At 65.0% G+C, this 24,024-nt stretch carries 22 protein-coding genes; 9 read left to right on the forward strand and 13 right to left on the reverse strand.

Features of this window, described 5'->3' with window-relative positions:
- Position 1: 1 nt before the first annotated feature.
- On the reverse strand, positions 2-1,318 hold the full coding sequence (locus tag GTP41_RS08565) for a M16 family metallopeptidase (RefSeq protein WP_161025155.1): 1,317 nt from the start codon (positions 1,316-1,318) through the stop codon (positions 2-4).
- Positions 1,319-1,423: 105 nt separating this feature from the next.
- Here GTP41_RS08565 and GTP41_RS08570 point away from each other — a divergent pair, with 105 nt between their 5' ends.
- Both GTP41_RS08570 and GTP41_RS08575 read left to right on the forward strand, forming a co-directional pair.
- A complete protein-coding gene (locus GTP41_RS08570; RefSeq protein ID WP_161025156.1) occupies positions 1,424-4,210 on the forward strand; it encodes a CheR family methyltransferase in 2,787 nt (928 codons plus the stop codon).
- Between the two features lie 37 nt (positions 4,211-4,247).
- The gene (locus GTP41_RS08575; protein ID WP_161025157.1) at positions 4,248-4,718 is read left to right on the forward strand and encodes an acyl-CoA thioesterase; all 471 of its coding nucleotides are present in this window, start codon (positions 4,248-4,250) and stop codon (positions 4,716-4,718) included.
- Between the two features lie 8 nt (positions 4,719-4,726).
- Here the strand turns inward: GTP41_RS08575 and GTP41_RS08580 are convergent, their stop codons facing one another.
- The 3 genes from GTP41_RS08580 to GTP41_RS08590 form a co-directional block, all read right to left on the reverse strand.
- Positions 4,727-4,921, reverse strand: coding sequence for a hypothetical protein (locus GTP41_RS08580; protein ID WP_161025158.1), 195 nt, complete (start codon positions 4,919-4,921; stop codon positions 4,727-4,729).
- Between the two features lie 10 nt (positions 4,922-4,931).
- The gene (locus GTP41_RS08585) at positions 4,932-7,799 is read right to left on the reverse strand and encodes a bifunctional diguanylate cyclase/phosphodiesterase (RefSeq protein ID WP_161025159.1); all 2,868 of its coding nucleotides are present in this window, start codon (positions 7,797-7,799) and stop codon (positions 4,932-4,934) included.
- A 71-nt stretch (positions 7,800-7,870) separates the two neighbouring features.
- Entirely contained in the window at positions 7,871-8,632 is a 762-nt protein-coding gene (locus tag GTP41_RS08590) for a spermine/spermidine synthase domain-containing protein (protein ID WP_161025160.1), read from the reverse strand.
- A gap of 148 nt (positions 8,633-8,780) precedes the next feature.
- On the opposite strand from GTP41_RS08590, the gene GTP41_RS08595 reads away from it, so the two are divergent.
- From GTP41_RS08595 to GTP41_RS08615, 5 genes are all read left to right on the forward strand, one after another.
- A complete protein-coding gene (locus GTP41_RS08595; protein ID WP_161025161.1) occupies positions 8,781-9,056 on the forward strand; it encodes a hypothetical protein in 276 nt (91 codons plus the stop codon).
- A gap of 21 nt (positions 9,057-9,077) precedes the next feature.
- Complete coding sequence (locus GTP41_RS08600; RefSeq protein WP_161025162.1) at positions 9,078-10,247, forward strand: GGDEF domain-containing protein; 1,170 nt, start codon at positions 9,078-9,080, stop codon at positions 10,245-10,247.
- Between the two features lie 65 nt (positions 10,248-10,312).
- Complete coding sequence (locus GTP41_RS08605) at positions 10,313-11,767, forward strand: Ppx/GppA phosphatase family protein (protein ID WP_161025308.1); 1,455 nt, start codon at positions 10,313-10,315, stop codon at positions 11,765-11,767.
- Between the two features lie 42 nt (positions 11,768-11,809).
- The gene (locus GTP41_RS08610) at positions 11,810-12,349 is read left to right on the forward strand and encodes a hypothetical protein (RefSeq protein ID WP_161025163.1); all 540 of its coding nucleotides are present in this window, start codon (positions 11,810-11,812) and stop codon (positions 12,347-12,349) included.
- Positions 12,350-12,434: 85 nt separating this feature from the next.
- Positions 12,435-13,187 carry a GNAT family N-acetyltransferase gene (locus tag GTP41_RS08615; RefSeq protein WP_161025164.1) on the forward strand — a complete coding sequence of 251 codons (753 nt, stop codon included), beginning with the start codon at positions 12,435-12,437 and terminating at the stop codon, positions 13,185-13,187.
- Positions 13,188-13,285: 98 nt separating this feature from the next.
- On the opposite strand, the gene GTP41_RS08620 is transcribed toward GTP41_RS08615, so the two are convergent.
- The 6 genes from GTP41_RS08620 to GTP41_RS08645 all read right to left on the reverse strand — a co-directional run bounded on the left by GTP41_RS08620 (position 13,286) and on the right by GTP41_RS08645 (position 17,710).
- Positions 13,286-13,573, reverse strand: a complete 288-nt coding sequence (locus GTP41_RS08620) for a hypothetical protein (protein ID WP_055934583.1) — start codon at positions 13,571-13,573, stop codon at positions 13,286-13,288.
- A gap of 138 nt (positions 13,574-13,711) precedes the next feature.
- Positions 13,712-14,392 (reverse strand): ABC transporter ATP-binding protein, encoded by a 681-nt coding sequence (locus GTP41_RS08625; protein WP_161025165.1) that lies wholly within the window; start codon positions 14,390-14,392, stop codon positions 13,712-13,714.
- Between the two features lie 4 nt (positions 14,393-14,396).
- On the reverse strand, positions 14,397-15,176 hold the full coding sequence (gene phnE / locus GTP41_RS08630; RefSeq protein WP_229502802.1) for a phosphonate ABC transporter, permease protein PhnE: 780 nt from the start codon (positions 15,174-15,176) through the stop codon (positions 14,397-14,399).
- Between the two features lie 5 nt (positions 15,177-15,181).
- Positions 15,182-16,027 (reverse strand): PhnE/PtxC family ABC transporter permease, encoded by an 846-nt coding sequence (locus GTP41_RS08635; protein ID WP_161025167.1) that lies wholly within the window; start codon positions 16,025-16,027, stop codon positions 15,182-15,184.
- 3 nt (positions 16,028-16,030) lie between these two features.
- A complete protein-coding gene (locus GTP41_RS08640) occupies positions 16,031-16,852 on the reverse strand; it encodes a phosphonate ABC transporter ATP-binding protein (protein WP_161025168.1) in 822 nt (273 codons plus the stop codon).
- A gap of 3 nt (positions 16,853-16,855) precedes the next feature.
- Positions 16,856-17,710, reverse strand: coding sequence for a putative selenate ABC transporter substrate-binding protein (locus GTP41_RS08645; RefSeq protein ID WP_161025169.1), 855 nt, complete (start codon positions 17,708-17,710; stop codon positions 16,856-16,858).
- Positions 17,711-17,821: 111 nt separating this feature from the next.
- Between GTP41_RS08645 and egtD the strand changes: the two genes are divergently transcribed.
- Positions 17,822-18,823 carry an L-histidine N(alpha)-methyltransferase gene (gene egtD / locus GTP41_RS08650; RefSeq protein ID WP_161025170.1) on the forward strand — a complete coding sequence of 334 codons (1,002 nt, stop codon included), beginning with the start codon at positions 17,822-17,824 and terminating at the stop codon, positions 18,821-18,823.
- The gene (egtB, locus tag GTP41_RS08655) at positions 18,816-19,997 is read left to right on the forward strand and encodes an ergothioneine biosynthesis protein EgtB (protein ID WP_161025171.1); all 1,182 of its coding nucleotides are present in this window, start codon (positions 18,816-18,818) and stop codon (positions 19,995-19,997) included. The genes egtD and egtB overlap by 8 nt, the downstream gene beginning before the upstream one ends.
- Positions 19,998-20,005: 8 nt before the next feature.
- On the opposite strand, the gene GTP41_RS08660 is transcribed toward egtB, so the two are convergent.
- The 3 genes from GTP41_RS08660 to leuA form a co-directional block, all read right to left on the reverse strand.
- The gene (locus tag GTP41_RS08660) at positions 20,006-21,634 is read right to left on the reverse strand and encodes a methyl-accepting chemotaxis protein (protein WP_161025172.1); all 1,629 of its coding nucleotides are present in this window, start codon (positions 21,632-21,634) and stop codon (positions 20,006-20,008) included.
- 129 nt (positions 21,635-21,763) lie between these two features.
- The gene (locus tag GTP41_RS08665; protein ID WP_161025173.1) at positions 21,764-22,111 is read right to left on the reverse strand and encodes a DUF4214 domain-containing protein; all 348 of its coding nucleotides are present in this window, start codon (positions 22,109-22,111) and stop codon (positions 21,764-21,766) included.
- A gap of 148 nt (positions 22,112-22,259) precedes the next feature.
- Entirely contained in the window at positions 22,260-23,957 is a 1,698-nt protein-coding gene (gene leuA, locus GTP41_RS08670; RefSeq protein WP_161025174.1) for a 2-isopropylmalate synthase, read from the reverse strand.
- Positions 23,958-24,024: the final 67 nt, after the last annotated feature.

A 24,024-nucleotide genomic window follows, 5' to 3' on the forward strand; every position in this document is an offset into this window, starting at 1 on the left:
ATTAGTCCTCCTTCGCCGCCAGCACGCCCACGGTGCGCAGCGATTTCTTCAGGTATTTGGCGGCCACGGCCTGGATGTCGGCGGCGGTCAGCTTTTCATAGGCGGCAGGCGCTTCGAAGGCTTTCTTGTAGTCGCCGAAGAAGACTTCGTAGTTACCCAGCATTTGCGCCTTGCCGTTGATGGTTTCCTGGGCGCGGTAGATGCCCAGCAGCTTGGCGTTCTTCACCTTCTGCAGTTCCTCATCGCTCACGCCTTCTTTGGCGACCTTCTCGATCGCCGCGATCATGGCTTTTTCCACCTTGGCCGGCTCCACGCCGGCCGCCGCCACGGTGAACATATACAGCAGGCCCGGGTCAAAGCCGTCGGTGTTGTAGGCGCCGACGCTGGTGGCCAGCTGGGTTTCCACCAGGGCCTTGTACAGGCGCGAGGTCTTGCCTTCGGTAAGCAGGGCTTGCAGCACGTCGAGCGCGTAGTTTTCCGCGGTGCCCGCTTGCGGCACCTTGTACGCCACCATCAGGTTGGCTGCGGTGGCGGACGGCTTGGCCACGAACAGGCGGCGTTCGCCGGTCTGCTCCGGCTCCACGGTGCGCACGGCCGGCGGCGCGGCGCGTTTCGGAATGCTGCCGAAGTGCTTGGTGGCGAGCTTTTTCACTTCCTCGAACTTGACGTCGCCCACGATCACCGACACCGCATTGTTCGGCGCGTAATAGGTGCGGAAGTAGTGCTGCAGGTCCTGCAGGGTCCAGGCCTTGATGTCCGATTCCCAGCCGATGGTCGGGATGGCGTAAGGGTGGGCCACGTAGGCCACGCTGTTCAATTCCTGCATCAGCATGCGCACATTGGAGTTTTCCAGGCCGGTGCTGCGCTCGGACAGCACCACGCCGCGCTCGCTCTCCACCATCTTCGGATCGATCGAGAGGTGGGCGATGCGGTCGCCTTCCAGCTTGAACACGGTCTCTAACGAGGAGGCCGGGAACCAGTCCTGGTACACGGTCACGTCGCTATTGGTGTAGGCGTTGTTGGCGCCGCCGTTCGCTTCCATGGTGCGGTCGAACATTTTCGGGCCATAGTTCTTGGAGCCGTTGAACATCATGTGCTCGAAGAAGTGCGACAGGCCGGTGGTGCCGGGCGCCTCGTTGCGCGAACCGACTTTCCAGAAGGTGTACATATTCGCGTTCGGGATGGCCGAGCTTTCCAGCACGATGAACTTCATGCCGTTGTTCAGCGTGAAGGTTTTGACCTGGTCGGCCGTCAGTGCGGCCTGGGCATAAGCTGCGGCCGAATAGGCCAGCAGCGCTGCCAGTACTTTCAACTTCATCTGTTTTCCTTTTCCGTGAAAGAAGTTGCATGAAGAATACTTGATCCATGGCGAAAATGCTAATCGCAGGGGAGGGGATACAATGGGGGCAATCGAGAATCGCCAATGATGCCACCGAATGAGCAGGGACTAGCAGGGCCGGACCTGACCAGCGTGGACTTTCCGCTAGTCGGTATTGGCGCATCCGCCGGCGGGCTGGAAGCCTTGCAAAGCCTGCTGCCAGGCTTGCCGCCGGCGCCCGGCTTCTCCCTGGTCATCATCATGCACCTGGCGCCCGGCCAGGCCAGCGCCTTGGGCCAGGTGCTGCAAGCGTGCAGCCACATGCCGGTGATACAGCAGGCGCGGGCGCGCATCGAGTTGCAGCCTAACCACATCTACGTCATTTCGCCCGGCACCCTGCTGGAAGTCGCGGGCCGCTTCCTGCTGCAGACCGATGCCGGTCCAGGCGGCAGCAGCGGCGCCATTGATTGCTTCTTCCATTCGCTGGCGCGGGCGCAGTGCGAGCTGGCCGGCGGCGTCTTGCTCTCGGGCCTCGGGCGCGACGGCTGCAGCGGCCTGGCGGCGCTGCGTGAGCAGGGCGGCTGCGCCATTGTGCAAGCGCCGCAGGATGCCCAGTTCGGCGTCTTGCCGCAAGCGGCGATCGATGCCGGCCAGGCCGATGTGGTGCTGCCGGCCAGCGACATCGCGGCGCACCTGCGCCTGTTGTATGGCGCGCCCGGCGCCGCCAGCGAAACGCAATCGCTGCAGGACGTGCTGGCGCTGCTGCACGAACGCACCGGTCATGACTTTCGCCAGTACAAGCATGCCACCATCCTGCGCCGGGTCGAGAGTCGCCTGGAGGAGCTCGGCCTGGCCGGCATGGACGCCTACTGCACGCGGCTGCAAGACGAGGGCGACGAAGCCGGCGCCTTGCTGAAGGAACTGCTGATCGGCGTAACCGGGTTCTTCCGCGACAGCGATGCCTTTGCCCGGCTGCGCGAACTGGTGCTGCCCGCCATGCTGCGGGGGCGCGGCGGCGGCACGCTGCGGGTGTGGGCGGCGGCCTGCTCCACCGGCCAGGAGGCGTATTCGCTGGCGATCCTGCTGGCCGACATGGTGCGTGACATGCCGCTCCCGCCGGCGATCGAGGTGTTCGCTTCCGATATCGACCAGCAGGCGCTGGACTTCGCGCGCGCCAGCCTCTATCCCGAATCGATCCGGGACCAGGTGCCGGCGGCCAGCCTGGCGCGCTATTTCGTGCATGCTGGCAAACAGTATCGTGTGCGCCAGGCCCTGCGCGACATGGTCACGTTTGCCTGCCATGACTTGCTGCGCGAGCCGCCAGTCCATGGCGTGCACCTGGTCGCCTGCCGCAACTTCCTGATCTACCTGGACCGCCCGACGCAATGCCAGGTGCTGCAGCACTTGCACCTGGCGCTGGTGCCGCAGGGTTACCTGTTCCTGGGCGGCTCCGAAACGGCCGACGTGGCGCCGGGCTTGTTCTCACGTATCGATCGCCAGAGTCGCCTGTACCAGTCGGCGCCGGCTGCGGCGTCGCTACCGGACCTGCCGCACTGGACGATGCCAGCAGGGCATTGGCCGCAAACAGCCGCGCGTAACGGCCGCTCGCCGATGGCAGATATGCGTGAGCGCCTGGCCGACGCGGAGTTGGGCTGGGCCAAGATGCAGTCGAACAGCAAGGAACTGTCGCAGCGCAACGCCGACCTTGCGCTGCGCCTGGCGCATGCCGACAAGGCGCATGATGACCTGTACGACCTGGTCGCGTCGGCCGACCTGGCCTCGGTGTTCGTTGATCCGGCCCTGCAAGTGCGCCAGTTCACGCCGCGCGCCGCCAGCATCTTCAACCTGATTGAGCGCGACGTCGGGCGCCACCTGCTGGACATCACCAACCGCCTGGACTACCCGAAGCTGGCAGCGGATGTGGCGCAAACCTTCGCCACCTTGCAGCCGCTGGAGCGCGAGGTGACGGCAAGCGGCGGCCTGCATTACATCGTGCGGGTGCGTCCGTTCCGCAAGGCCGACGGCGCCATCCTGGGCGCGGTGCTGACCTTCTTCGATTTCAGCGAACGCCAGGTGGGGCAGGCGCTGGCGCGTGCGGAGGCAAGCGACCAGCAATTCCTGCTGCATCTGGAGGACTGCCTGCGGCCGCTGTCGGACCCGGCGCAGTTGCTGGCGCTGGGCTGCCGCATGCTGGGCCGGCGCCTGGCCGTGCCGCAACTGGCCTATGCGAGCATCCACGCTGGCCGCTTCGACATGCTGGCAGGTTACGCCTGCGGCATGCCGCCGCTGCAAGGCAGCGCCGAGGTGGCCGTGCTGGGCGGCGAAGTGCTGGCGCGCTGGGGCGCGGGCGAGAGCGCGGCGCACGCGGGCATGGCGGCGCTGTGCGGGGCGGCAGGGGCTTCATTGTCGGCCTTGTGCCGCAGCGGCCAGCATTGGCAGGGCTTTTTCCACGCTTGCCAGCCCGGCGCACGCAGCTGGAGCGCGCCAGAGATCGCGCTATTTGAGCATGCGGCAGTGCGCATTGGCGCGGCGTTCGAGCGCGCGCGCGCGCAAACTGCGCTGCAAGCCAGCGCCACGCGCATGCGCCGCCTGTTGCGCGGCCTGGCCCGCGCCTACTGGGAAACCGACAGCGCCGGCGCATTGTCGGAGGACGGCTTGCCGCTTGCCGTCCAGCGCGCCGACTGCGCGGCCATCCTGCAGCATTGGCGGGCCGCGCTGCATGGCGCCAGTGAAATCGATGTGGAAGTCAGCCTGTGCGACGCCGACGCAGCGCGGCGCCCGGCCCGCCTGCTGGTCACGCCGCTGTGCGATGCGCAGGGCGCCATCCAGCGCTGGGCCGGCTGCATTATCCAGGGGGCCGAGCAGGCGCCGCTGCCATCGGTTAGCATATAGCCATTGCAATCAACCCCGCACGGCGATGGAAAACTCGATGCACTGGTCGGCCCACGAGCTGACGATGACGGTCCTGATGACCCCCGATATGGCCAATTTCTCCGGCAATGTGCACGGCGGCGCCATCCTCAAGCTGCTGGACGGCGTGGCCTATGCCTGCGCCAGCCGCTATTCGGGCAGCTACGTGGTGACATTGTCGGTGGATCAGGTGATGTTCCTGCAGCCGATCCATGTGGGCGAGCTGGTGACCTTCCTGGCCGCCATCAACTACACCGGCAGCAGCTCGATGGAAGTGGGGATACGCGTGGTGGCGGAGAATATCCAGCAGCGCCTGGTGCGCCATGCGAACAGCTGCTACTTCACCATGGTGGCGGTGGACAAGGACCGCAAGCCGCAGAAGGTGCCGACCTTGGTGCCGGAAACGCCGGAGCAGGTGGCGCGCTTCGAAGCGGCCAAGCTGCGCAAGGCCGCGCGCCAGCAGGTGGCGGCGGCTATGAAAAAAGCCTAGGCCCGGGCTTAAGGGGAGGGCCGGCGCTGTGCTGGATAAACCAGCGTGCGCATGGCGATCGGGTGCGGCACACCCATGGCAAACAGGAATTCGGCGGCGCGCCGCAAGCCCACCTCGGGCAGGGCGGCGATGGCCTGGTTGACGATGTCGCGCGTGCGGTGGTCGCTGCGCACTTGCTGGCGATGCAGGTCTACGCTGTTCATTTCGCTCTCCTCAAGCGCGCAGCCGGCGTGGGGCCGCGTTGGTTAAGTGTTTTCCCTCGTGCAACATCTGGCGCAGTTGCGCCGCCTCCACAGGGCGGCTGAAATAGAAGCCCTGGAATTCGTCGCAGCCATGGCGGCGCAGGAACTCCAGTTGCTCTTCCGATTCTACGCCTTCCGCAATCACGCGCAACTCCAGGTTGTGGGCCAGGGCGATCACCGAGACCACGATGGCCGCATCGTCGGCATCGGTGGCGATGTCGTTGACGAAGGAGCGGTCGATCTTCAGCACGTCGATCGGGAAGTTGCGCAGGTAAGACAGGCTGGAATAGCCGGTGCCGAAATCGTCGATCGACAGCGCCACCCCCAGCGACTTGAGTTCATACAGCAGGTTCACGCCTTGCGCCACGTCGTGCATGAACAGGCTTTCGGTCAGCTCCAGCTCCAGCAGGGAAGGGTCCAGGCCGGTTTCCGCCAGCACGGCGGCGATGCTGGACACCAGCTCGGGCTGCGCGAACTGGCGCGCCGACAGGTTCACGCCCATGCGCAGGCCCGGGAAGCCGGCGTCCTGCAGGGCGCGCGCCTGCTGGCAGGCGGTGCGCAGCACCCAGGCGCCGATTGGCACGATCAGGCCGGTTTCCTCGGCCAGGCTGATAAAGCGCGCCGGCGGCACCATGCCCAGTTCCGGGTGCTGCCAGCGCAGCAGCGCTTCCATGCCGACGATCTGGCCGGTCTGCAGGTCCACCTGCGGCTGGTAATGCAGCACGAATTCATCGCGTTCCAGCGCGTTGCGCAGCGCGCTTTCGATGCGCAGCCGCTCTTGCGCTTCGTCGTTCATGGCCGACCGGTAGAACTGGAAGGTGTTGCGGCCCAGCTTTTTGGCTGAGTACATGGCGATATCGGCATGCTCGATCAGGTTCTGCGCCGGCGTGCCGTCGGCGTCATAGACCGCCACGCCGATGGAGCAGGTCACAAAGAATTCTTTCCCCTCCAGCAGCACCGGCTGCGCCAGGGCGGCCATCACGCGCTCGATAATGGCCGGCGACAGCTGCTCGTCCGGGTACTGGCTGAGGATGGCCACGAACTCGTCGCCCGACAGGCGCGCCACGGTATCGCTTTCACGCACGCTCGATTGCAGGCGGCTGGCCACGGTTTGCAGCAGTTGGTCGCCGGCCTTGTGACCCAGGCTGTCGTTGACGAACTTGAAGCGATCCAGGTCGATCAGCACCACCCACATTGGCAGGCCGCTGCGGTTGGCGTAGGCAATGGCTTGCTGCAGGCGGTCTTGCAGCAGCACGCGGTTGGGCAGGCCGGTCAGCACGTCGTGGTGGGCGATGTGCTGGATGCGCTGTTCCGCCTCCTTGCGTTCGGTGATCTCGCTGCCGGTGCCGCGATAGCCCTTAAATTCGCCCTGGGCGTCGTACACCGGTTCGCCGCTGGTGTTGAACCAGCGCGTCAGGCCGTCGTGGCCGACGATGGCGTATTCAAAGTTGGAGAAGGGCAGGCGGCCCTGCACCATCTGGATATGGTCGCGCCCGGTGCTGCTGGTGTACAGGTCCGGCGTGCATTCCCAGCGCGTGCGGCCGAGGAAATTCTCCTTCGCCACATGGCCTTTTTCAAAGAAGCCGCCGGTGATATGGGTGAAGCGGAATTGCGTGTCCTGTTCCCAGTACCAGTCGGAGGACAGGGCCAGCAGGCGGCGGAAGCGGTTTTCCGATTCCTGCAAGGCGCGCTCGGTGCGTTTGCGCGACGCCACGTCTTCGGCCAGGCGCTGGTTGGAGCGCTGCAGGTCGGCCGTGCGCGCATCGACCAGCAACTGCACCCGGCGCGAGCGCTGCACCAGGGTGTGCACGAAGGCGGCCGCCAGGGCGCTGAACAGCAGGCCGCCCAGCAGGGTGGCGAGGGAGCCCAGGTGGTCGGCCAGGAAGGGGCGCGGCAAATCGTCGGCGCGGATATGCCAGGTGCGTCCCAGCACGGCAAAGCTGCGGAAATCAGTGCTGTGGTAGTCGAAGTCGAGCCAGCGGTGCAGCCAGTGCTCGTGCTTGGGAGTAGGCACCGGACCGCGCCGGTAGGCCAGGCTGCCCGCTTCCGACGGGTCGCCGGCATACACGCTCAGGCCCAGGCTTTCGTCGCCCAGCAAGCCGGTTTGCTGCAGGATGGTGTGCACCAGGTGCGGCGTACGGATCACGGCGGCGGTGTCGCCGACCCAGGCGGCGTGCCGTTCGGCGCGCGTGCTGGTCGGCATGCCGGGCTGGTACACCGGCATGATCATGATGAAGCTGTTGCGTTGGTCCGGGTCTTGCGCCAGTTGCAGCTGTTCGGTGGAGGCGGCGCGCCCGGTGTGCAGGATGCGGTCGATGGCGGCCCGCACTTGCAGGTTGCGCCCGGAGTTCAGCCCGAGCGCCGCCGCATTGCCCTGCAGCGGCTCCAGGTATTCCACCACGTTGTAGAAAGGGCGCTCCGGCGCCGTCACCAGGCCCTCGGGCGTGAGCTCGGTGATGCGCAACCCCGGCGTATGCGCTTGCAGGGCCGCTTCGAACGCCGGGCGTTCGGCATGCGACAGCACGCGGTGGTAATTGAACGCCTGGATGAAGGGGTAGCGCTGCAGCAGGGGCGTGGTGAAGGAATGGAACTGCTCGCGGCTGACCGGTTGCACGGTGCGGAACAGCTGGTTGGTCACATTCAGCACTTCCACCGCGTCGGACAGGCCGCGCTCGATGGCGGCGGCGCGGGCGCCGGCGCGCTGCTGGAAGCTCAGCTCCATCTTGCCGAATTCCAAAGCGCTGACAGAGATAAACAGAACGGCGGTCGCCGCCAGGCCTGCGCCTAGCGTCAGTGCAGCTGCACCGTAATGCGATAGTCTCCTGCGCCGGCCTGCCATGGTGTCCTTCTGCTCAAAAAATGTAGTTTGTCACAAAACTCCTAGCCTTAGGGAAAGAGCCATTAGATTTTTCACAAAAGCGCCTTGCGCAGCCGTGCAACGGTGTAAATTGCCAACAGTCGATTGGCCAGGCCGAAACCCAGACCCGGGGTGGGGCTGCCCCAGGCGGCCACCTTGCGCTGCATGACGCTGGCCGGGCCGCCGGGCGTGCCAGCGGGCCGCACGGCAAACAGGATGTGGTTATTGCCGGCAATGCCAGTGAACTGGCAAATGCGGTCATGGAAGGCATTGCCCAGCCGCACCAGCACGCTGCGGTATTTCGGGTCGTAGTTGAAGACATTTGCCGCCAGCACGCCGTCCGGCCGCAGGGCACGTCGGCAATCGGCGTAGAAGTGTTCGGTGGCGAGCGCGTTGGGCAGGCCGTTGGCGTCAAAGCCGTCCACCAGCAGCACGTCGGCGCTGCCCTTCAGTTCTTTCATGTAGGCTGCGGCATCGCACTGGATCACGCGAAAGCGTTCATTGTCCGGCGGAATCGCAAAGCGCTCGCGCAGGGCGATCACGTCGGCCCGTAGTTCAAGTACGGTGATGCGGGTGTGGGGCAGGTAGCGGTAGCAGAATTTGGCCAGCGAGCCGCCGCCCAGGCCGACCATGACAATATGCTCCGGCCGGGGTTTGAACAGGACAAAGCACATCATGGCGCGCGCATACGCCAGCACCAGGGCGTCCGGATCGGCCGGGTCCATCTGGCTCTGCACCTCGCCGGGCGTGAATTCGAGCGACAGGCGGCCACGGCGGTGACGCACCAGCGGCCGGTTGTCAGGGACGGAAGTCATTTTGCTAACTTGTTATGAAGCATGATGATCTGCTAAGCTGCCGGGCTCCGGTCCCAGTGTACCGGATGCGCTGCGCCCTGTGGCGTTTGCGTTTACATCGGCAACATTAATAGGTACATTGCCAACATAGGCAGCTTGGAGACGATATATGTTCTTAGACCATCCAACCATCACCGCGACCAATAGCTTCACGGAACCGGACCGCATCGAGCGCCTGACCCGCGTGTATGGCTATGTTGCCGCGCTGGCGGACCACGCCGGCAAGCAGCAGTTCATTGAAAAGGTCAGCCAGCTGCACGACCATAAAGGCACCCTGATCGTCTTCTGGCACGACATGCCGACCGAAGACGAGAAAGAATTCTTCGCCAAAGCCTGGGCCAGCAAGATCGGCGACGGCAGCAACAACGTGGAACACGAAGTCTGAGTGCGGCACGGCCGCTGAGCAATGGATATCAAGACCCTGGTTCTTGCCCTCGCGCTGGGCAACCTCAGTTTGTGCGCGGCGTTGTTTTTCTTCGAGTACGAGAGCAAGAAATCGCTGACGCTGTCGACCTGGGCCATTGCCAAGCAATGCCAGGCGGTGGCCTGGCTTCTCCTGTATTTCCGCGGCGTGCTGCCGGAGCTGCTGGCCGGCCCGGTGGCCAATATGCTGTTGCTGGCCGGCCTGGCCTTCGATGCCGGCGCGCTGTGGGAAGCGTACGGCCGCGCGGCCTGGCGTAAATACCTGTATCCCGCGCTGGCGGTGTCCGGCGGTGTGCTGCTGGCGACCCAGGTGCTGGAAGCCGATGCCGCCCTCCGCGTGGCGCTCGGTTCGCTGCTGGTGGGCTTCTTCTTCCTGGCCGGTGTGCTGGCGCTGGCGCGCGCCTGGCGCGACGGCAGCATGCTGCGCCGTTTCCTGGTGGTGGCCATGTTCGCCCTGACCCTGGTGGTGGTGGGGCGCGGCCTGCTGACGGCGGCTTACCCGGACGGCCTGTCCTGGGTCAGCCCGAACCTGATGCAGCTGGTGGGCTTCAGCGGCTTCTACCTGATGATGCTGACCAACGCCTTCGGCTACCTGCTGCTGTCGCGTGAAAAGTTGCAAGCGGAGCTGCTGCGCCTGGAAGTCATCGATCCCCTGACCGATGTGCCGAACCGGCGCGGCTTCTACCAGGCCCTGGCGCCGTGGATGGCGCTGGCGCGCCGTCCCGGCCAGCCGACCGCCATGCTGATCCTGGCGCTGGACCAGTTCAAGCGCGTCAACGACAGCTACGGCCATGCCGCCGGCGACGCCGCCCTGAAAACCATGGTGGAAACCTGCAAGAAGCAGCTGCGCGATTCCGACCTGATGGGCCGCCTGGGCGGCGCCGAGTTTGCGATCCAGCTGCCGCGCACCGCGCTGGAGGATGCCCTGATGGTGGCGGAGCGTATCCGCCGCGCCATCGAGGAGATGCCGGTCAAGACCGAGCGCGCGGTCATCAAGCTGACAGCCAGCATCGGCGTCACCACCATCCGCGCCGACGACAGCACGGTGAGCCTGTTCAAGCGCGCCGACGAGGCCCTGCAGGCGGCCAAGGTGCGCGGCGAAAACCAGGTGGCGCAGCCGCCCGAGCCGCTTTCCATGGAAGCCTTGTCATGAGGGCGTAACACTGCTGGCGTACTGTGCTACCATTTTCGTTATAAACGATATAAATGGAATCCTCGATGTACGCCGCAGTGGACCTGGGCTCCAACAGTTTTAGACTCTCCATCGGCCAGCACGATGGCGACCGGATCCGCGTGCTTAACAGTATGCGCGAACCGATCCGGCTCGCCGCCGGACTCGATGCCGCCGGCAACCTCACCGAGGAAGCCCTGCAGCGCGCTCTGCTGTGCCTGAAAAATTTCCGTGTTGCCCTGGCCGCCTACAGCTTTGATGGCGTGCGCGTGGTGGCCACCGCCATCCTGCGCCAGGCGCGCAATGCGGCGGATTTCCTGCCGCAGCTGGAGCAGGCCATCGGCTACCCGATCGAGATCATCTCGGGCGAGGAGGAGGGGCGCCTGATTTATATGGGCGTGGCGAATGCCCTCGGCCAGCCGAATGAGAGCCGGCTGGTGGTGGATATCGGCGGCGGTTCGACGGAGCTGATCCTCGGGCGCGGCCTGGATATCGAGCGGGTGGAGTCGTTCAGCGTGGGCAGCGTCAAGCAAAGCCTGTCCTTCTTCGTCAATGGCCGTGTCGATGCGCGCTCTTTTGAAGCCGCCGTGCTGTCGGCGCGCAGCCATTTCGAGGATGGCGCGCCGCCTTACCATCCGGAGTACTGGAAGCGGGCCTACGGCTCGTCCGGCACCATCCGCGCCATCGGCGAGATCATCGAGAAAAACAAGCTGGGCGAGGGCATTACCCTGGCCGGCCTGAATGCGGTGCGCAAGCGCTTTATTGAATTCGGCCAGGTGTCGAAGATCGATATGCCGGGCCTTCGGCCGGACCGCGCCAGCACCGTGATCGGCGGCCTGGCCATCCTGATCGCGGTGGTGCAGGAGCTGGGCATCGAGCGCATGGAGCCGATCGACGCCGGCTTGCGCATGGGGGTGATGTGGGACCTTTACCTGCGCTCAACCCGGCGCGACCGGCGCGACGAGTCGGTGCGCGCCTTCCTGGCGCGCTTCCATATCGAGGCTGATCGCGGCAGCCGTGTGGCCGATGCCGCCGCCATCCTGTTCGCGCAAATGAAGCCGAACAGCGACACCTTGCCGCGCCACCTGGCCTGGAGCGCGCAGTTGCACGAGGTGGGGCTGGTGGTGTCGCAGACCGGATACCACAAACACGCGGCCTATATGGTCGAAAACGCCGACCTGCCGGGCTTTACCACCCGCGAGCAGAAGCTGATGGGGCGCCTGATCCTGGCGCAGAAGGGCAACCTGCGCAAGGTCAGCGAGCAGCTGTCCGACAGCGATTTTGCCAAGGCGGTGGTGGCGCTGCGGCTGGCGATCCTGTTCATGCATTGCCGCATCGAGGTGGATGACCGCGCCCTGCGCTTGCGCATGAAGAACCGCATCGACCTGGAGCTGAAGCGCGATTGCGTCAGCAACCATCCGACCCTGTCCTACTGGATGGAGAAGGAGCAGGAGTTCTGGGATGAGGTGGGGGTGGATTTCAGCGTTCGCACTGTTGCGTAAAAATCATATATACTGTTTATATTATTCAGAAATGGAGTACCTATGACCGCAAGCAAAAAGGCCGCCGCCACCACTAAACCCGCCGCCAAAACCGCCGCCAAGCCGGCCGTCAAGCGCGCCGCCGCCAAGCCGGCCGCCGCCGCCAAACCAGCCGCTGCCAGCCGGGCCGCCGCACCGAAAGCCGCCGCCAAGCCAGTCGCCGCCACCAAGGCCGCCGCCAAGCCGACCACTGCCAAGCCAGCTGCCGCCAAGCCAGCCGCCAAAGCTGCCGCCAAGCCCGCAGTGAAGCGCGCCGCTGCCGCCAAGCCCGCCCCAGCGCCTGCCGCCAAGCCGGCCAAGGTCGAAAAGGCCGCCAAGCCTCATAAGGAAAAACTGGTACGCGACAGCTTCACCATGCCGGAAAGCGAATATGCGGTGCTGGGCCAGGTCAAAAAGGCCTGCCTGAAGAACGGCATCGAAGTAAAAAAATCCGAGCTGTTGCGCATTGGCGTCGCCCTGATCAGCCGCCTGGACATGGCCACGCTCAAGCAAGTGCTGGCCTCCCTGCCGCAGCTGAAGACTGGCCGCCCGAAGAAGGCCTGATGTAACACCGTTGCAATAAAGCTGTCATGTTCATGAAGCAATAGAAGGCCAAACTGGCTTCGTCACACCAGAAAAAGGACGAAGCATGCAAACCTTGATTGCAAAAGCAGAGCAACGCGCCATCGCGCCGCGCCTGACCCTGAGCATGGCAGCCACCCCGGAAGAGGTGCGTGAGGTACAGCGCCTGCGCTACAAAGTCTTCATCGAAGCCCAGGGCCTGACCGCCCTGGCGACGCCGGATGGCCTGGACAGCGACGAATTCGACGCCGCCTGCGACCACCTGATCGTGCGCGACAGCGCCACCCTGAAAGTGGTCGGCACCTACCGCCTGCTCAACCCCGCCGGTGCCCGCAAGCTGGGCCGCCACTACTCCGAAAACGAATTCGACCTGGGCCGCCTCAAGCACCTGCGCAGCCGCATGGTGGAAGCGGGCCGCGCCTGCATTCACCCCGACTATCGCGGCGGCAGCGTGATCATGCTGCTGTGGTCCGGCCTGGCCGAATACATGCGCCGCCACCAGTGCGAGTACCTGATTGGTTGCGCCAGCATCAGCCTGGCCGACGGCGGCCACAATGCCGTCGCCGTCTACGAACAGCTGCGCCACAAGCACCTGGCCCCGATGGAATATCGCGTCACGCCGCACCTGCCGTTCCCGGTGGAGAAGGTGGAGGCGGCGCGCGCCGCGCAAGTGCCGCCGCTGCTGAAAGGCTATCTGCGTTCCGGCGCGTGGATTTGCGGCGCCCCGGCCTGGGACCCTGATTTTGAAAGCGCGGACTTGTTCGTGATGATGCCGTTGGCGAACCTGGATGACCGCTACGCGCGTCACTACAACGTTTGAGGGGAAGCGGGATGGTCGGCGATTTTTAGGGCGACCTTGAAAGGGAAATGGCGCCGGTGAATGCGATGCCGGCGCCTGGCATCTCAGCTTAGCTGCGCTCAGTGTACTGAGGCATTCGACAGCTCTTTTAGCTCCCGGATGGAGAGCTCGGACTTTTCGTGCATGCGCAGCAGGATGGTAGCCCCGACTGCCAGCTTGCGATGACGGATTTTACTGATGATGGGAGGCTGAACTTCCAGCACCCTACACAGTTCCGCATCGTTCTTCAGATGCATCTTCTCGATTAGCGTGTCGAGCAGTTTGTTCGGTACGAAACTGGATGGTTCCAGGGCGCGAGCCCTGTTCATCGCCTCGATCAACTCCAGTTTTTTCTGCCTAACGCTCATTTTTTGCTCCCTCCTTAACGTTGTTCACTACGTGGATAGAAAAAGCAGGCTTGAAGGTCTATTAGTAACCAAGCAAGTTAATTAAATAATACTCTGGTTAAGAAAAAAGCCAAGAAAATGTGTGAGAAATAATGAGATTTATTGCGCGGCAGGGTTGACGAGTGTTGTATCTTGAAGGCCATTTTTGGTGAGGCGCAGCACTTTGTCCGCTCTGGCTGCAGCGGCGGGCGAATGCGTGACCATGATGGCCGTGGCGCCGCTCAATTTGAGCTCCTGCCGCAATAGTTGCAACACGGAATTAGCGGTGTCGGGATCGAGGTTGCCGGTCGGTTCGTCGGCCAGCACCAGCGCCGGGCGATGCACCAGGGCACGGGCTATTGCTACACGTTGCATCTCACCGCCGGAAAGCTGATGCGGATAGTCGCCCCCGCGCCCGGCCAGGCCGACCGCCTCCAGCATGGCCAGTGCGCGCCCTTGCGGCAGGCCGTTCAGCAGCAAGGGCAGGGCCACGTTTTGCTGCAGGGTAAGATGCGGCAGCACATGGAAGGCCTGGAAGACAAAGCCCATGCGCGCGCGGCGCAAGCGGGTGGCGGCATCGTCGTCGAGCGCCGCAAGCGGTGTGCCGTCGACGATGATGGCTGGCTCGGGGCTGGGATCCGGCTGGTCCAGGCCGGCGATCAAATTCAGCAAGGTCGATTTGCCGACGCCGGAGTCGCCCATGATGGCGATGAACTCGCCTGGCGCAAAAGTCCAGCTTAGGCGGTCCAGCACGCGCCGTTCGGTCGAGTAGCTCTTGGTCAGCTGGCGTAACTCAAGCATCGTTTTACCTTGTCAGCGCGCGGCGCAATGCGAAACTCAGGGCGTCGACCACGGCCACCAGCAGCAACATGGCCAGGATCACGGTCGCCGCGCGGTCCATCTGGAACAGCGACAGGTGGTATTTCAGCATCTGCCCCAGGCCGCCGGCGCCCACCACGCCCAGCACGGCGGCGGCGCGGATATTGTTCTCCCAGCGGTATAAGGTGTACGACAGCATTTGCGGCAGGGTTTGCGGCAACGTGGCGTAGAAGAAGGCCGCCATCGGCGTGGCACCGTTCAGGCGCAGGCTGAGTTCCGGCAGCGGCGGCGCGTTTTCCAGCGCATCGGCGAACAGGCGCCCCAGCACGCCGGCGGTGTGCGCAGCCAGCGCCATGGTGCCGGCGAACGGGCCCAGGCCCGCCGCCACCAGCAGGATCGAGGCCCACACCAGCTCCGGGATCGAACGCAGCACGTTCAGCAGGCCACGCACGACGGTGCGCGGCGCGCGGCCAAAGCGCCCCGCGCCGGGGATCGCCAGCAGCAGGCCGCCGGCCACGGCCAGCAAGGTGCCGAGGGCCGACATGGCCAGTGTTTCAAGAGTGGCGATGGCGGTCTTGCGCAGGAAGCCGCTGGCCATTTCCGGCGGCGCGAAGCCGGCCAGGAATTTGCCCATGCTGGCCATGGCCTCCAGCGTGAACAGCTCGCCCAGCTTGAGCGAGAGGCTGGCAAAGCTGGCGATGACCAACGCTGCCAGGGCGGCGGCGAACAGCCAGCCGGACCAGTTGCGCGGCGGCGGCGCGGGCATCTGGTTCATCCCAGCCTCCGGCGCAGGTATTTGGAAACCACGTCGGCGGCCGCCACCAGCAGCACGAACACCAGCAGCATGGTGGCGACTTCGCCGCCGGCCAGCATCTTGGTCGACTCCTCCATGCGCTGGCCCAGGCCGCCGGCGCCGACAAAGCCCATCACCACCGAGCCGCGGATCGCGCATTCCCAGCGGTACACGGTGTAGGACACCAGTTCCGAGGCCGCCTCCGGCAAGGCGCCGTAAAACAGCGCGGCCAGGCGCCCGCTGCCGTTCTGCAGCAGCACGTCGCTGGCGTGGTGGTCGCTCGACTCCAGGATTTCGGCGTACACCTTGCCCAGCATGCCGCAGTAGGTCAGGGCGATGGCCAGCACGCCGGCGGTCGGGCCCAGGCTGAAGATACGCACGAACAGCAAGGCCCACACCAGCTCCGGCACGCTGCGCAGCAGCACCAGCAGCCAGCGTGCCAGCTGGCGCAGCAGGCGCGGGAAGGGCGCGATGCGGCCCGTGCCCAGGCGCGAAATGGACAGGCGTTCGGTCACCAGCAGGGTGGCCGGAATCGCCCCCAGCAGGGCGAGCACCAGCCCGCAGGTGGCGATGGCCACCGTCTTCCACGCCTCGCGCGCCACCATGGCGAGGAACTCGGTGTCGTGCGCGGGGCTGAGGAAGTCGGACAGGAAGCGCCAGGTGGCCTGCAGGCTTTGCAGGTCGAACAGGATCCAGGGATAGAACTCGGTGGCCACCGCCAGCGGCCATAGCAACACCAGGCCGACGGCGACCAGCGTCACGCGGCGGCGCCAGGCCGGATCGGGATGGTGCGGCGAGAGGGGGGCGGCGGGAACGTTATGCATCACTTACAGGCAGGCCCCGACCGCCAGCTTGGCCGCCAGTTCATCCGGCTGCGGGGAATTGGCGGGCGGCAGCTCGCCCAGGTAGAGTTCATCGACCATGGCTTGCGTGACCTGGGCGCGCGGCAGGTCGAAGGCGACGCGGCCGTTTTTCAGCGCCACGATGCGCGGGAAATGGGCCAGCGCCAGGTCCACCTGGTGCAGGCTGCACACCAGCAGGGCGTTGCGCTCGCGCGCTTCCTGCTGCAAGGTGCTCAGGGTCAGTTGCGACAGGGCCGGGTCGAGCGCCGACAGGGGCTCGTCCACCAGCAAGGCCTGCGCCGACGACAGCAGCAGGCGCGCCAGGCCGCAGCGCTGGCGCTCGCCGCCGGACAGGCGGTCGACCCGCGCGTACAGCTTGTCGCCCAGGTTAAAGCGCGCCAGGGCGCGGAAGGCCGCTTCCGGATCGGCCGGCTTGAACAGCGAGAGCAGGGCCTGGCCCAGGCTCCAGTGCGGCAGGCGCGCCGCCAGCACCGCCGTCACCACGCGCTGGCGCGGCGGCAGGGGCGGCGTTTGCGGCGCCAGGAACAGGCGCGCGCGCATGGCGTGGCGGCCGGCGTCGGAAAGCTGCCAGGGATCGGTGCCGAAGGCGTGGAAATGGCCGCTGTCCGGCCGGTGCGCGCAGGCCAGCGTGGCGAGCAGGGTGGTCTTGCCGGCGCCCGAAGGGCCGATCAGCGCGACCTGCTCTCCGGTTTCGAATTGCAGCGAAATGTCCTGCAGCGCAAGGCCGCGCGTGCCGCCAACATGGCGCACGGCGAGGCCTTGCAGGTCGTAACAGGCAGAGGACATTGATTACTTGAGCAGGCCGGCGTTCTTGGCGGCTGCTTCGATGCCGCTGTAGTTGGCCGGCTTGGTGGTCACGAACTTGGACGCCTTCTGCAGGTCGAGGATGACTTTATCTTCCGGCTTGCTGCTGTCCAGCGCCAGGAAAGCGTCGGCGATTTTCTTCTGCAGCGCGGCCGGCATGTCGGAACGCACGGTCCAGTTGTAGTCGTAATAGGCCGGGGTGGTGTAGAACACGCGCACCACGGCCGGATCGACCTTTTTCTGCTCATTCAGCTTTTCCCACACCGAGATATTCAGTGCGCCCGCATCGACCTTGCCGCCGGCAACGGCAGCCACGGTGGCATCATGCGCGCCGGAGAAGGAGATGCGTTTCAGGTCGGTGTCCGGGTCGATCTTGGCGGCCAGCAGGTAGGTGCGCGGCATCAGGTGGCCGGAGGTGGAGGACTCGGAGCCGAAGCTGAGGGTCTTGCCTTTCAGGTCGGCCAGGGAGTTGATCGATTTGTTGGTGGTGATAAAGACCGAGCGGAATTTCTCGTCTTCCACGCGCTGCACCAGCGGCACCACTTTGCCCTTGCTCATATGGTTGGCTTGCACGAAGGTGAAGCCGCCGAACCAGACCATGTCCAGCTTGCCGTTCACCAAGCCTTCCACCGAGGCGGCATAGTCGGTCACCGGGGTGAACTCAACCTTCATCGCCAGTTTCTTCTCCAGGTACTCGCCCAGCGGTTTGAACTTGCGCTGCAGCTCGGTTGGCGCCTCGTCGGGAATGGCGGAAACACGCAGTACTTGCTGGGCTTGCGCGCCGGCGGCAGCGAAGAGCGCGGTGGCAAAGACGACGCTGCGGAGGGAGAAGATGGACATGGATGTTCCTTATTATTACGTTAATGACGAGCCGCACGTCTCGCGCGAGGGTGCGGTACCTGGTCTTGGATATTCAGCTATGATAGCAAAAATGTCCCTGGAGCCAGAGCCATGACCTTGTCACGCACGGCTGCGATCCACATGGTCGCACCGCAAACCAGCAGCAAGCCAGCCGGAGTTGCCCAGTGCGATGCCGCCACCCTTGCCGACATCAGCGCCGGACTGCTGGCGCCGCAGGCGTCCACCTCGCCCAAATATTTTTACGACAGCCTGGGCTCGCACCTGTTCGAGGCGATTTGCGAATTGCCCGAGTACTACCCGACCCGCACCGAAGCCGCCATCTTTGCCCAGCACGGCGCCGACATGGCGCGCCACATCGGCGCCGACGCCACGCTGGTCGACCTGGGCGCGGGCAATTGCGCCAAGGCCGCCAGCCTGTTCCCCCTGCTGCAACCGCGCCAGTACGTGCCGGTCGATATTTCCAGCGACTTCCTGCAGCAGGCCGTCAGCCAGCTGCGCCAGCGCTTCCCGGCGATAATGATCACGCCCCTGGTCGCCGACTTGTCGCAGCCGCTGGTGTTGCCGCCCTCGGTGCCGCTGGCGCGCCGCCAGTTCTTCTATCCCGGTTCCTCGATCGGCAATTTCACGCCGCATGAGGCGATTGCCTTCCTGCGCCAGGTGCGCGAGAACGTCGGCGTGGACGGCGGCCTGCTGATCGGGGTCGACCTGGTGAAAGACCCGGCGGTGCTGGATGCGGCCTATGACGACGCGATCGGCGTTACGGCCGCCTTCAACCTGAACCTGCTGCGGCATTTGAATTACCTGGCCGGCGCCAATTTTGAACCGGCGCAGTGGCGCCACGTCGCCTTCTTCAACGACGCCGAAAGCCGGATTGAAATGCATCTCGAAGCGCGCTGCGCGCTGAGCGTGCAATGGCAGGGCGGCGAGCGCTCCTTTGCGCAAGGCGAGCGTATCCACACCGAGAACAGCTACAAGTACACGGTGGCAGGATTCACCCGCCTGCTGGCCGACGCCGGCTTCCGCGTCGACGGCACCTGGACGGACGATGCGCACTGGTTCGCCGTGATGCACGCCGCAGCCGCCTATGCGTGACGCCTGTCCCTGGATCGAGCGCTACCTGCAGGTGCGGGCGGCCACGCTGGAGCTGGCCGCGCCGCTGTCGGACGAGGACTGCGGCGCGCAGTCGATGCCGGACGCCAGTCCCGTCAAATGGCACCTGGCGCACACCACCTGGTTCTTCGAAACCTTTATCCTGGAGCGCTATGAAGAGGGCTTCCAGCCCTTCCATCCCGCGTTCCGCGTGCTGTTCAACTCCTACTACAACGGGGTTGGCGACAAGCACCCGCGGCCCCAGCGCGGCCTGCTGACGCGCCCATCGATGGCGCAAGTGCGCGCCTACCGCGCCGACGTGGATGCCCGCGTCAGCGCACTGGCGGCGCGCGCCGGCAGCGACGCTGCGCTGGCAGCGCTGCTGACGCTCGGCCTGCAGCATGAGCAGCAGCACCAGGAGCTGATACTGACGGATGTAAAGCACTTGCTGGCACAGAACCCGCTTGCCCCGGCCTACCTGGCGCAGCCAGCCGCGCAGCCAGGGGCCGTTCCGGCGCCAGTGCAGGCCTGGCAGCGCTTTGCAGGCGGTCTATGTGAGATTGGCCACACGGGCGACGGCTTCTGCTTCGACAACGAGCTGCCGCGCCACAAGGTGTACGTGGCGCCATTCGAGCTTGCCTCCCGCCTGGTGACTAACGGCGAGTATCTCGCCTTCATTGAGTCCGGGGGCTATCGCGACCCGGGCCTGTGGCTGGCCGAAGGCTGGGACTGGGGCCGCGCGCAAGGCATCGAAGCACCGCTGTACTGGCAACGCGCGGGCCAGGGCTGGAGCAGCTTTACCCTGCATGGCTGCCAGCCGCTCGACCTGGCGGCTCCGGTCACCCACGTTTCCCTGTACGAAGCCGACGCCTACGCCCACTGGGCCGGCGCCCGCCTGCCGACGGAAGCGGAATGGGAGCACGCCGCCAGCGACCGCAGGCTGCAGCAGATGTTTGGCCATTGCTGGCAATGGACCGGCAGCAGCTACGCCCCATACCCCGGCTTCCGCCCCGCCGCAGGCGCGATTGGCGAATACAACGGCAAGTTCATGGTGAACCAATACGTGCTGCGCGGCGCCAGCCTGGCCACCCCACCTGGCCACAGCCGCCCCAGCTACCGCAACTTCTTCCCCGCCGGCGCGCGTTGGCAGTTCAGCGGTATCCGCCTGGCCAGATAGGGACTTTCTTACGCAACCAGGCGTTCGCGCGGGCGCCCGGCAGGGCGAGGCAGGGGGCGGGCCGGGCTGCGGCTTGCTGCGGCCTGGTGTTCGCCGGGCAGGCGGAAGCGGGCGACCAGCCGTTCCAGCTCGCCGGCCTGGTCGCTCATGGCGGAAGCGGCTGCTGCGGCTTGCTCCACCAGCGCGGCGTTTTGCTGCGTGCCCTGGTCCATCTGCATGATGGCCATATTCATTTGTTCGATGCCGTTGGTCTGCTCGCGTGTGGCAATCGAAATCTCGGCGACGATGCCGGTGACGCGCTGCACCGAGGCCACGACTTCATCCATCGTGGAGCCGGCCTGGGCGACCAGTCTGGCGCCGGCGTCAACCTGGTCGACGGAATTGGAAATCAGCTCCTTGATTTCTTTGGCGGCGCTGGCCGAACGGTGGGCCAGGTTGCGCACCTCGCTGGCGACGACGGCGAAGCCGCGCCCTTGCTCGCCGGCGCGGGCGGCTTCCACCGCGGCGTTGAGCGCAAGGATGTTGGTCTGGAAGGCGATGCTGTCGATGACCGAGATGATGTCCACTACCTTGCGCGAGGACTCGTTGATCGAGCCCATGGTGGTCACCACTTGCGACACCACCTCGCCGCCGCGCTGCGCGACGGCGGAGGCGGAGTTGGCCAGCTTGTCCGCTTCGCGCGCATTGTCGGCGTTGGACTGCACGGTGGAGGTGAGTTCCTCCATCGACGATGCCGTTTCTTCCAGCGCCGAGGCCTGGCTTTCGGTGCGGGCCGACAAATCCATATTGCCGGTGGCGATTTCGCTGGAGGCGGAGGCGATCGCCACCGTGCCATTGCGTACCTGGCCCACGATCTGCGACAGCGATTCGTTCATTTCGCGCAGCGCTTGCAGCAGCTGGCCCGCTTCGTCTTTGGTGGTGGATTTGATCTGGCTGGTCAGGTCGCCGGCGGCGACCGCGCGCGCTACCTGCAACGCGTAGTTGATCGGTTGCGTGATGGAGCGTGTGACCCACAGCGCGCAGGCGGCGCCCATCAGCAGGGCCGTCACGCCGAGGGCGATCATCATCGTGTGCGCGGAGCCGATGTGCTGCTTGATCTGGGTGCCGTTGGCGGTGACGATGGAATCCTGCAAGTCGGCCAGCTTTTCCACCGTCGCCTGGAGCTTGGTCAGGCGCGGCATGGTCTCGGCCATGGCGCGCTGCGTGGCCTGCTCGCGCTGGCCGTCGGCAAGCAGTTTGAGGACGCCTGTGAATGATTGGACATAGGCGCTGCGGTCGGTGGTCACCTGGCCCAGCAGCTCTCGTCCGGCCGGCAGGTAGACCAGCTTGTCCAGCGTGGCCAGGGCTTCGCTGATAATGGTCTTATTGGCATCGACCTGCTTGCGCAGATCCGCCGCCTGTGCCGCCTCGGTGACAATCAGCAATTGCAAGACCAGTGCCGCATTGGCGCGCGTGGTGGCGGTGATGGTCGCCGCCGCGTCTGCCTTGACCCAGTCCTTGTCGATAATGGTGGCGCTTAAGTCGCCGATGCTGGACAACTTTTGGCTGCCGACCGCGATCAGCATCGCCATCAGCGCGAAGACAATGGCGAAGCATAATCCCAGACGGGTCCCGATCTTCAGGTTTGCAATACGCATGACTGCTCCTTAAGGCGGCTGGAAAACGATTTACCAGTATAGAACAAAGGTTGCCGGGAGCAGTGAGGCGGGGCGGCTGTGGCCGCCGCCCCGCAATGAAAACAAGCCGAAAAAGTTACTTTCGTTTTACTAGCTTTGGTAGGCGATGTAGTCGATGCCGTGCTGCATCGAGCCGATCACCTGGGCGTAGTTTTCTTTGCTTTCGCTAAAGCCATACAGTACCGTGCCCAGGCTCGCCTTCTTGTTGTCGAGCACATCGAGCCACCAGGCGAAGCCGTCGTTGTCCGGCAGGCGGTGCAAGGCGTAGTCATAGATCTTGGTCAGCATCTCTTTATTGCTGACGTTGACGCCGTACATCTTGGCGAACTCTGCCGACTTGGTGAATTCCAGCGCCACCGATTCCATGCTGATGCCGGTGTCCACCGCCTTACCGTCGATATCGAGCGCTGTACCGCCGTCGGCAAAGGCGCCAAGCAAGGTTCCGCTGGCCTGTTCGCCGACGATGGTGGCGAACCTGGGACGACGTCGGTCTTGCCGCCATTGCCAAACCCTGCGTCCAGGCTGCCAACGCACGTTCAATGCAAAGAATGGCGGGCGCCCCTAGAGGGCGCCCGGATCGTCCGGCTTAAGCCGAAGCTTGCGCTATGCTGGTTGCCGCGTCCGCCCGGGCCGCAAGCTGGCGGTTGATGGCGCTCAGAACCGCTTTGAACGAGGCGGTGACGATATTGCTGTCGATGCCGGCGCCGAACAGGGTCGGGCCGCCGTCCAGGCGCAATTCGACATAGCAGGCCGCCTTGGCGTTGGCGCCGTGGCCGATGGCGTGCTCGTGGTAGTCCATCAGGGTTACGTCCAGGCCGAGCGCGTCGACGAAGGCGTCGATCGGGCCGTTGCCGCCGCCTTGCAGCGCGAGCGGGGCTTTGTTGTGGATCAGGCCAATGTCGATCTGCACCGGTTCATCGTTGGCGCTGTCCTCCACCATCTTGTGCGAGGCATAGGCGTACGGCGTGGCCTGTTCCAGGTATTCGCGCTGGAAGATCTGGTAAATGCCCTCGGACGTGATCTCCAGGCCGGTCTGGTCGGCCACTTTTTGCACGGCGCGCGAGAATTCGATCTGCAGGCGGCGCGGCAGTTCCAGGCCGTAGTCCTGCTCCAGCAGGTAGGCCATGCCGCCCTTGCCGGACTGGCTGTTGACGCGGATCACGGCGTCGTAGCTGCGGCCCACGTCCTGCGGGTCGATCGGCAGGTACGGGATTTCCCATGGCGCGCCGTCCTGCTGCTTGGCGAAGCCCTTTTTGATCGCGTCCTGGTGCGAGCCGGAGAAGGCGGTGAACACCAGGTCGCCGACATACGGGTGGCGCGGGTGCACCGGCAACTGGTTGCATTCCTCGACGATCTTGCGCACGGCGTCGATGTCGGAGAAGTCCAGGCCCGGGTGTACGCCCTGGGTGTAGAGGTTGAGCGCCAGCGTGACCAGGTCGACGTTGCCGGTGCGTTCGCCGTTGCCGAACAGGCAGCCTTCGACGCGCTCGGCGCCGGCCATGACGGCCAGTTCGGCGGCAGCGATGCCGGTGCCGCGGTCGTTATGCGGGTGCACCGAGATGATGATGGAATCGCGGCGCTGCAGTTTGCGCGACATCCATTCGATCTGGTCGGCGTATACGTTCGGGGTGGAGCATTCGACGGTGGCCGGCAGGTTGACGATCATCTTCTTGTCTGGCGTCGGCTCCCAGATGGCGGAGACGGCGTCCACGATATGCTTGGCGAAATCGAGTTCGGTGGTGGAGAACGATTCCGGCGTGTACTCGTAGGTCCAGTCGGTTTCCGGATGTTGGGCCAGGAGTTCCTTGACCAGCTTGGTGCCGCTGGTGGCGATGGCGGTGATCTCTTCGCGGCTGGCGCCGAATACGACCTTGCGGAAGACCGGGGCGGTGGAGTTGTACATGTGGACGATGGCGCGCTTGGCGCCGATGCACGATTCCACGGTGCGGCGGATCAGTTCTTCACGCGCCTGGGTCAGCACGATGATGGTGACGTCGTCCGGAATGCGGTTCTCTTCGATCAGCTTGCGCACGAAGTCGAAGTCGGTCTGCGATGCGGAAGGGAAGCCCACCTCGATTTCCTTCAAACCCACCTTGATCAGCAGTTCGAAGAACTTGATTTTCTTCTCCACGCTCATCGGCTCGATCAGGGCCTGGTTACCGTCGCGCAGGTCGGTGCTCATCCAGATCGGCGGCTTGGAGATGACCGCGTTCGGCCAGCTACGGTCGGTCAAGCCGACGGTTGGGTAGGGGCGATATTTGGCGGCAGGGTTCTTCAACATCATGGTGATACTCCTGTGATTTTCAGATTCTTTGGAAACCGGGGCGTGGCGCGAAGGCGGCCGACGCGGA

The sequence above is a fragment of the Pseudoduganella guangdongensis genome (assembly GCF_009857475.1).
GTDB lineage: Bacteria > Pseudomonadota > Gammaproteobacteria > Burkholderiales > Burkholderiaceae_D > Rugamonas > Rugamonas guangdongensis.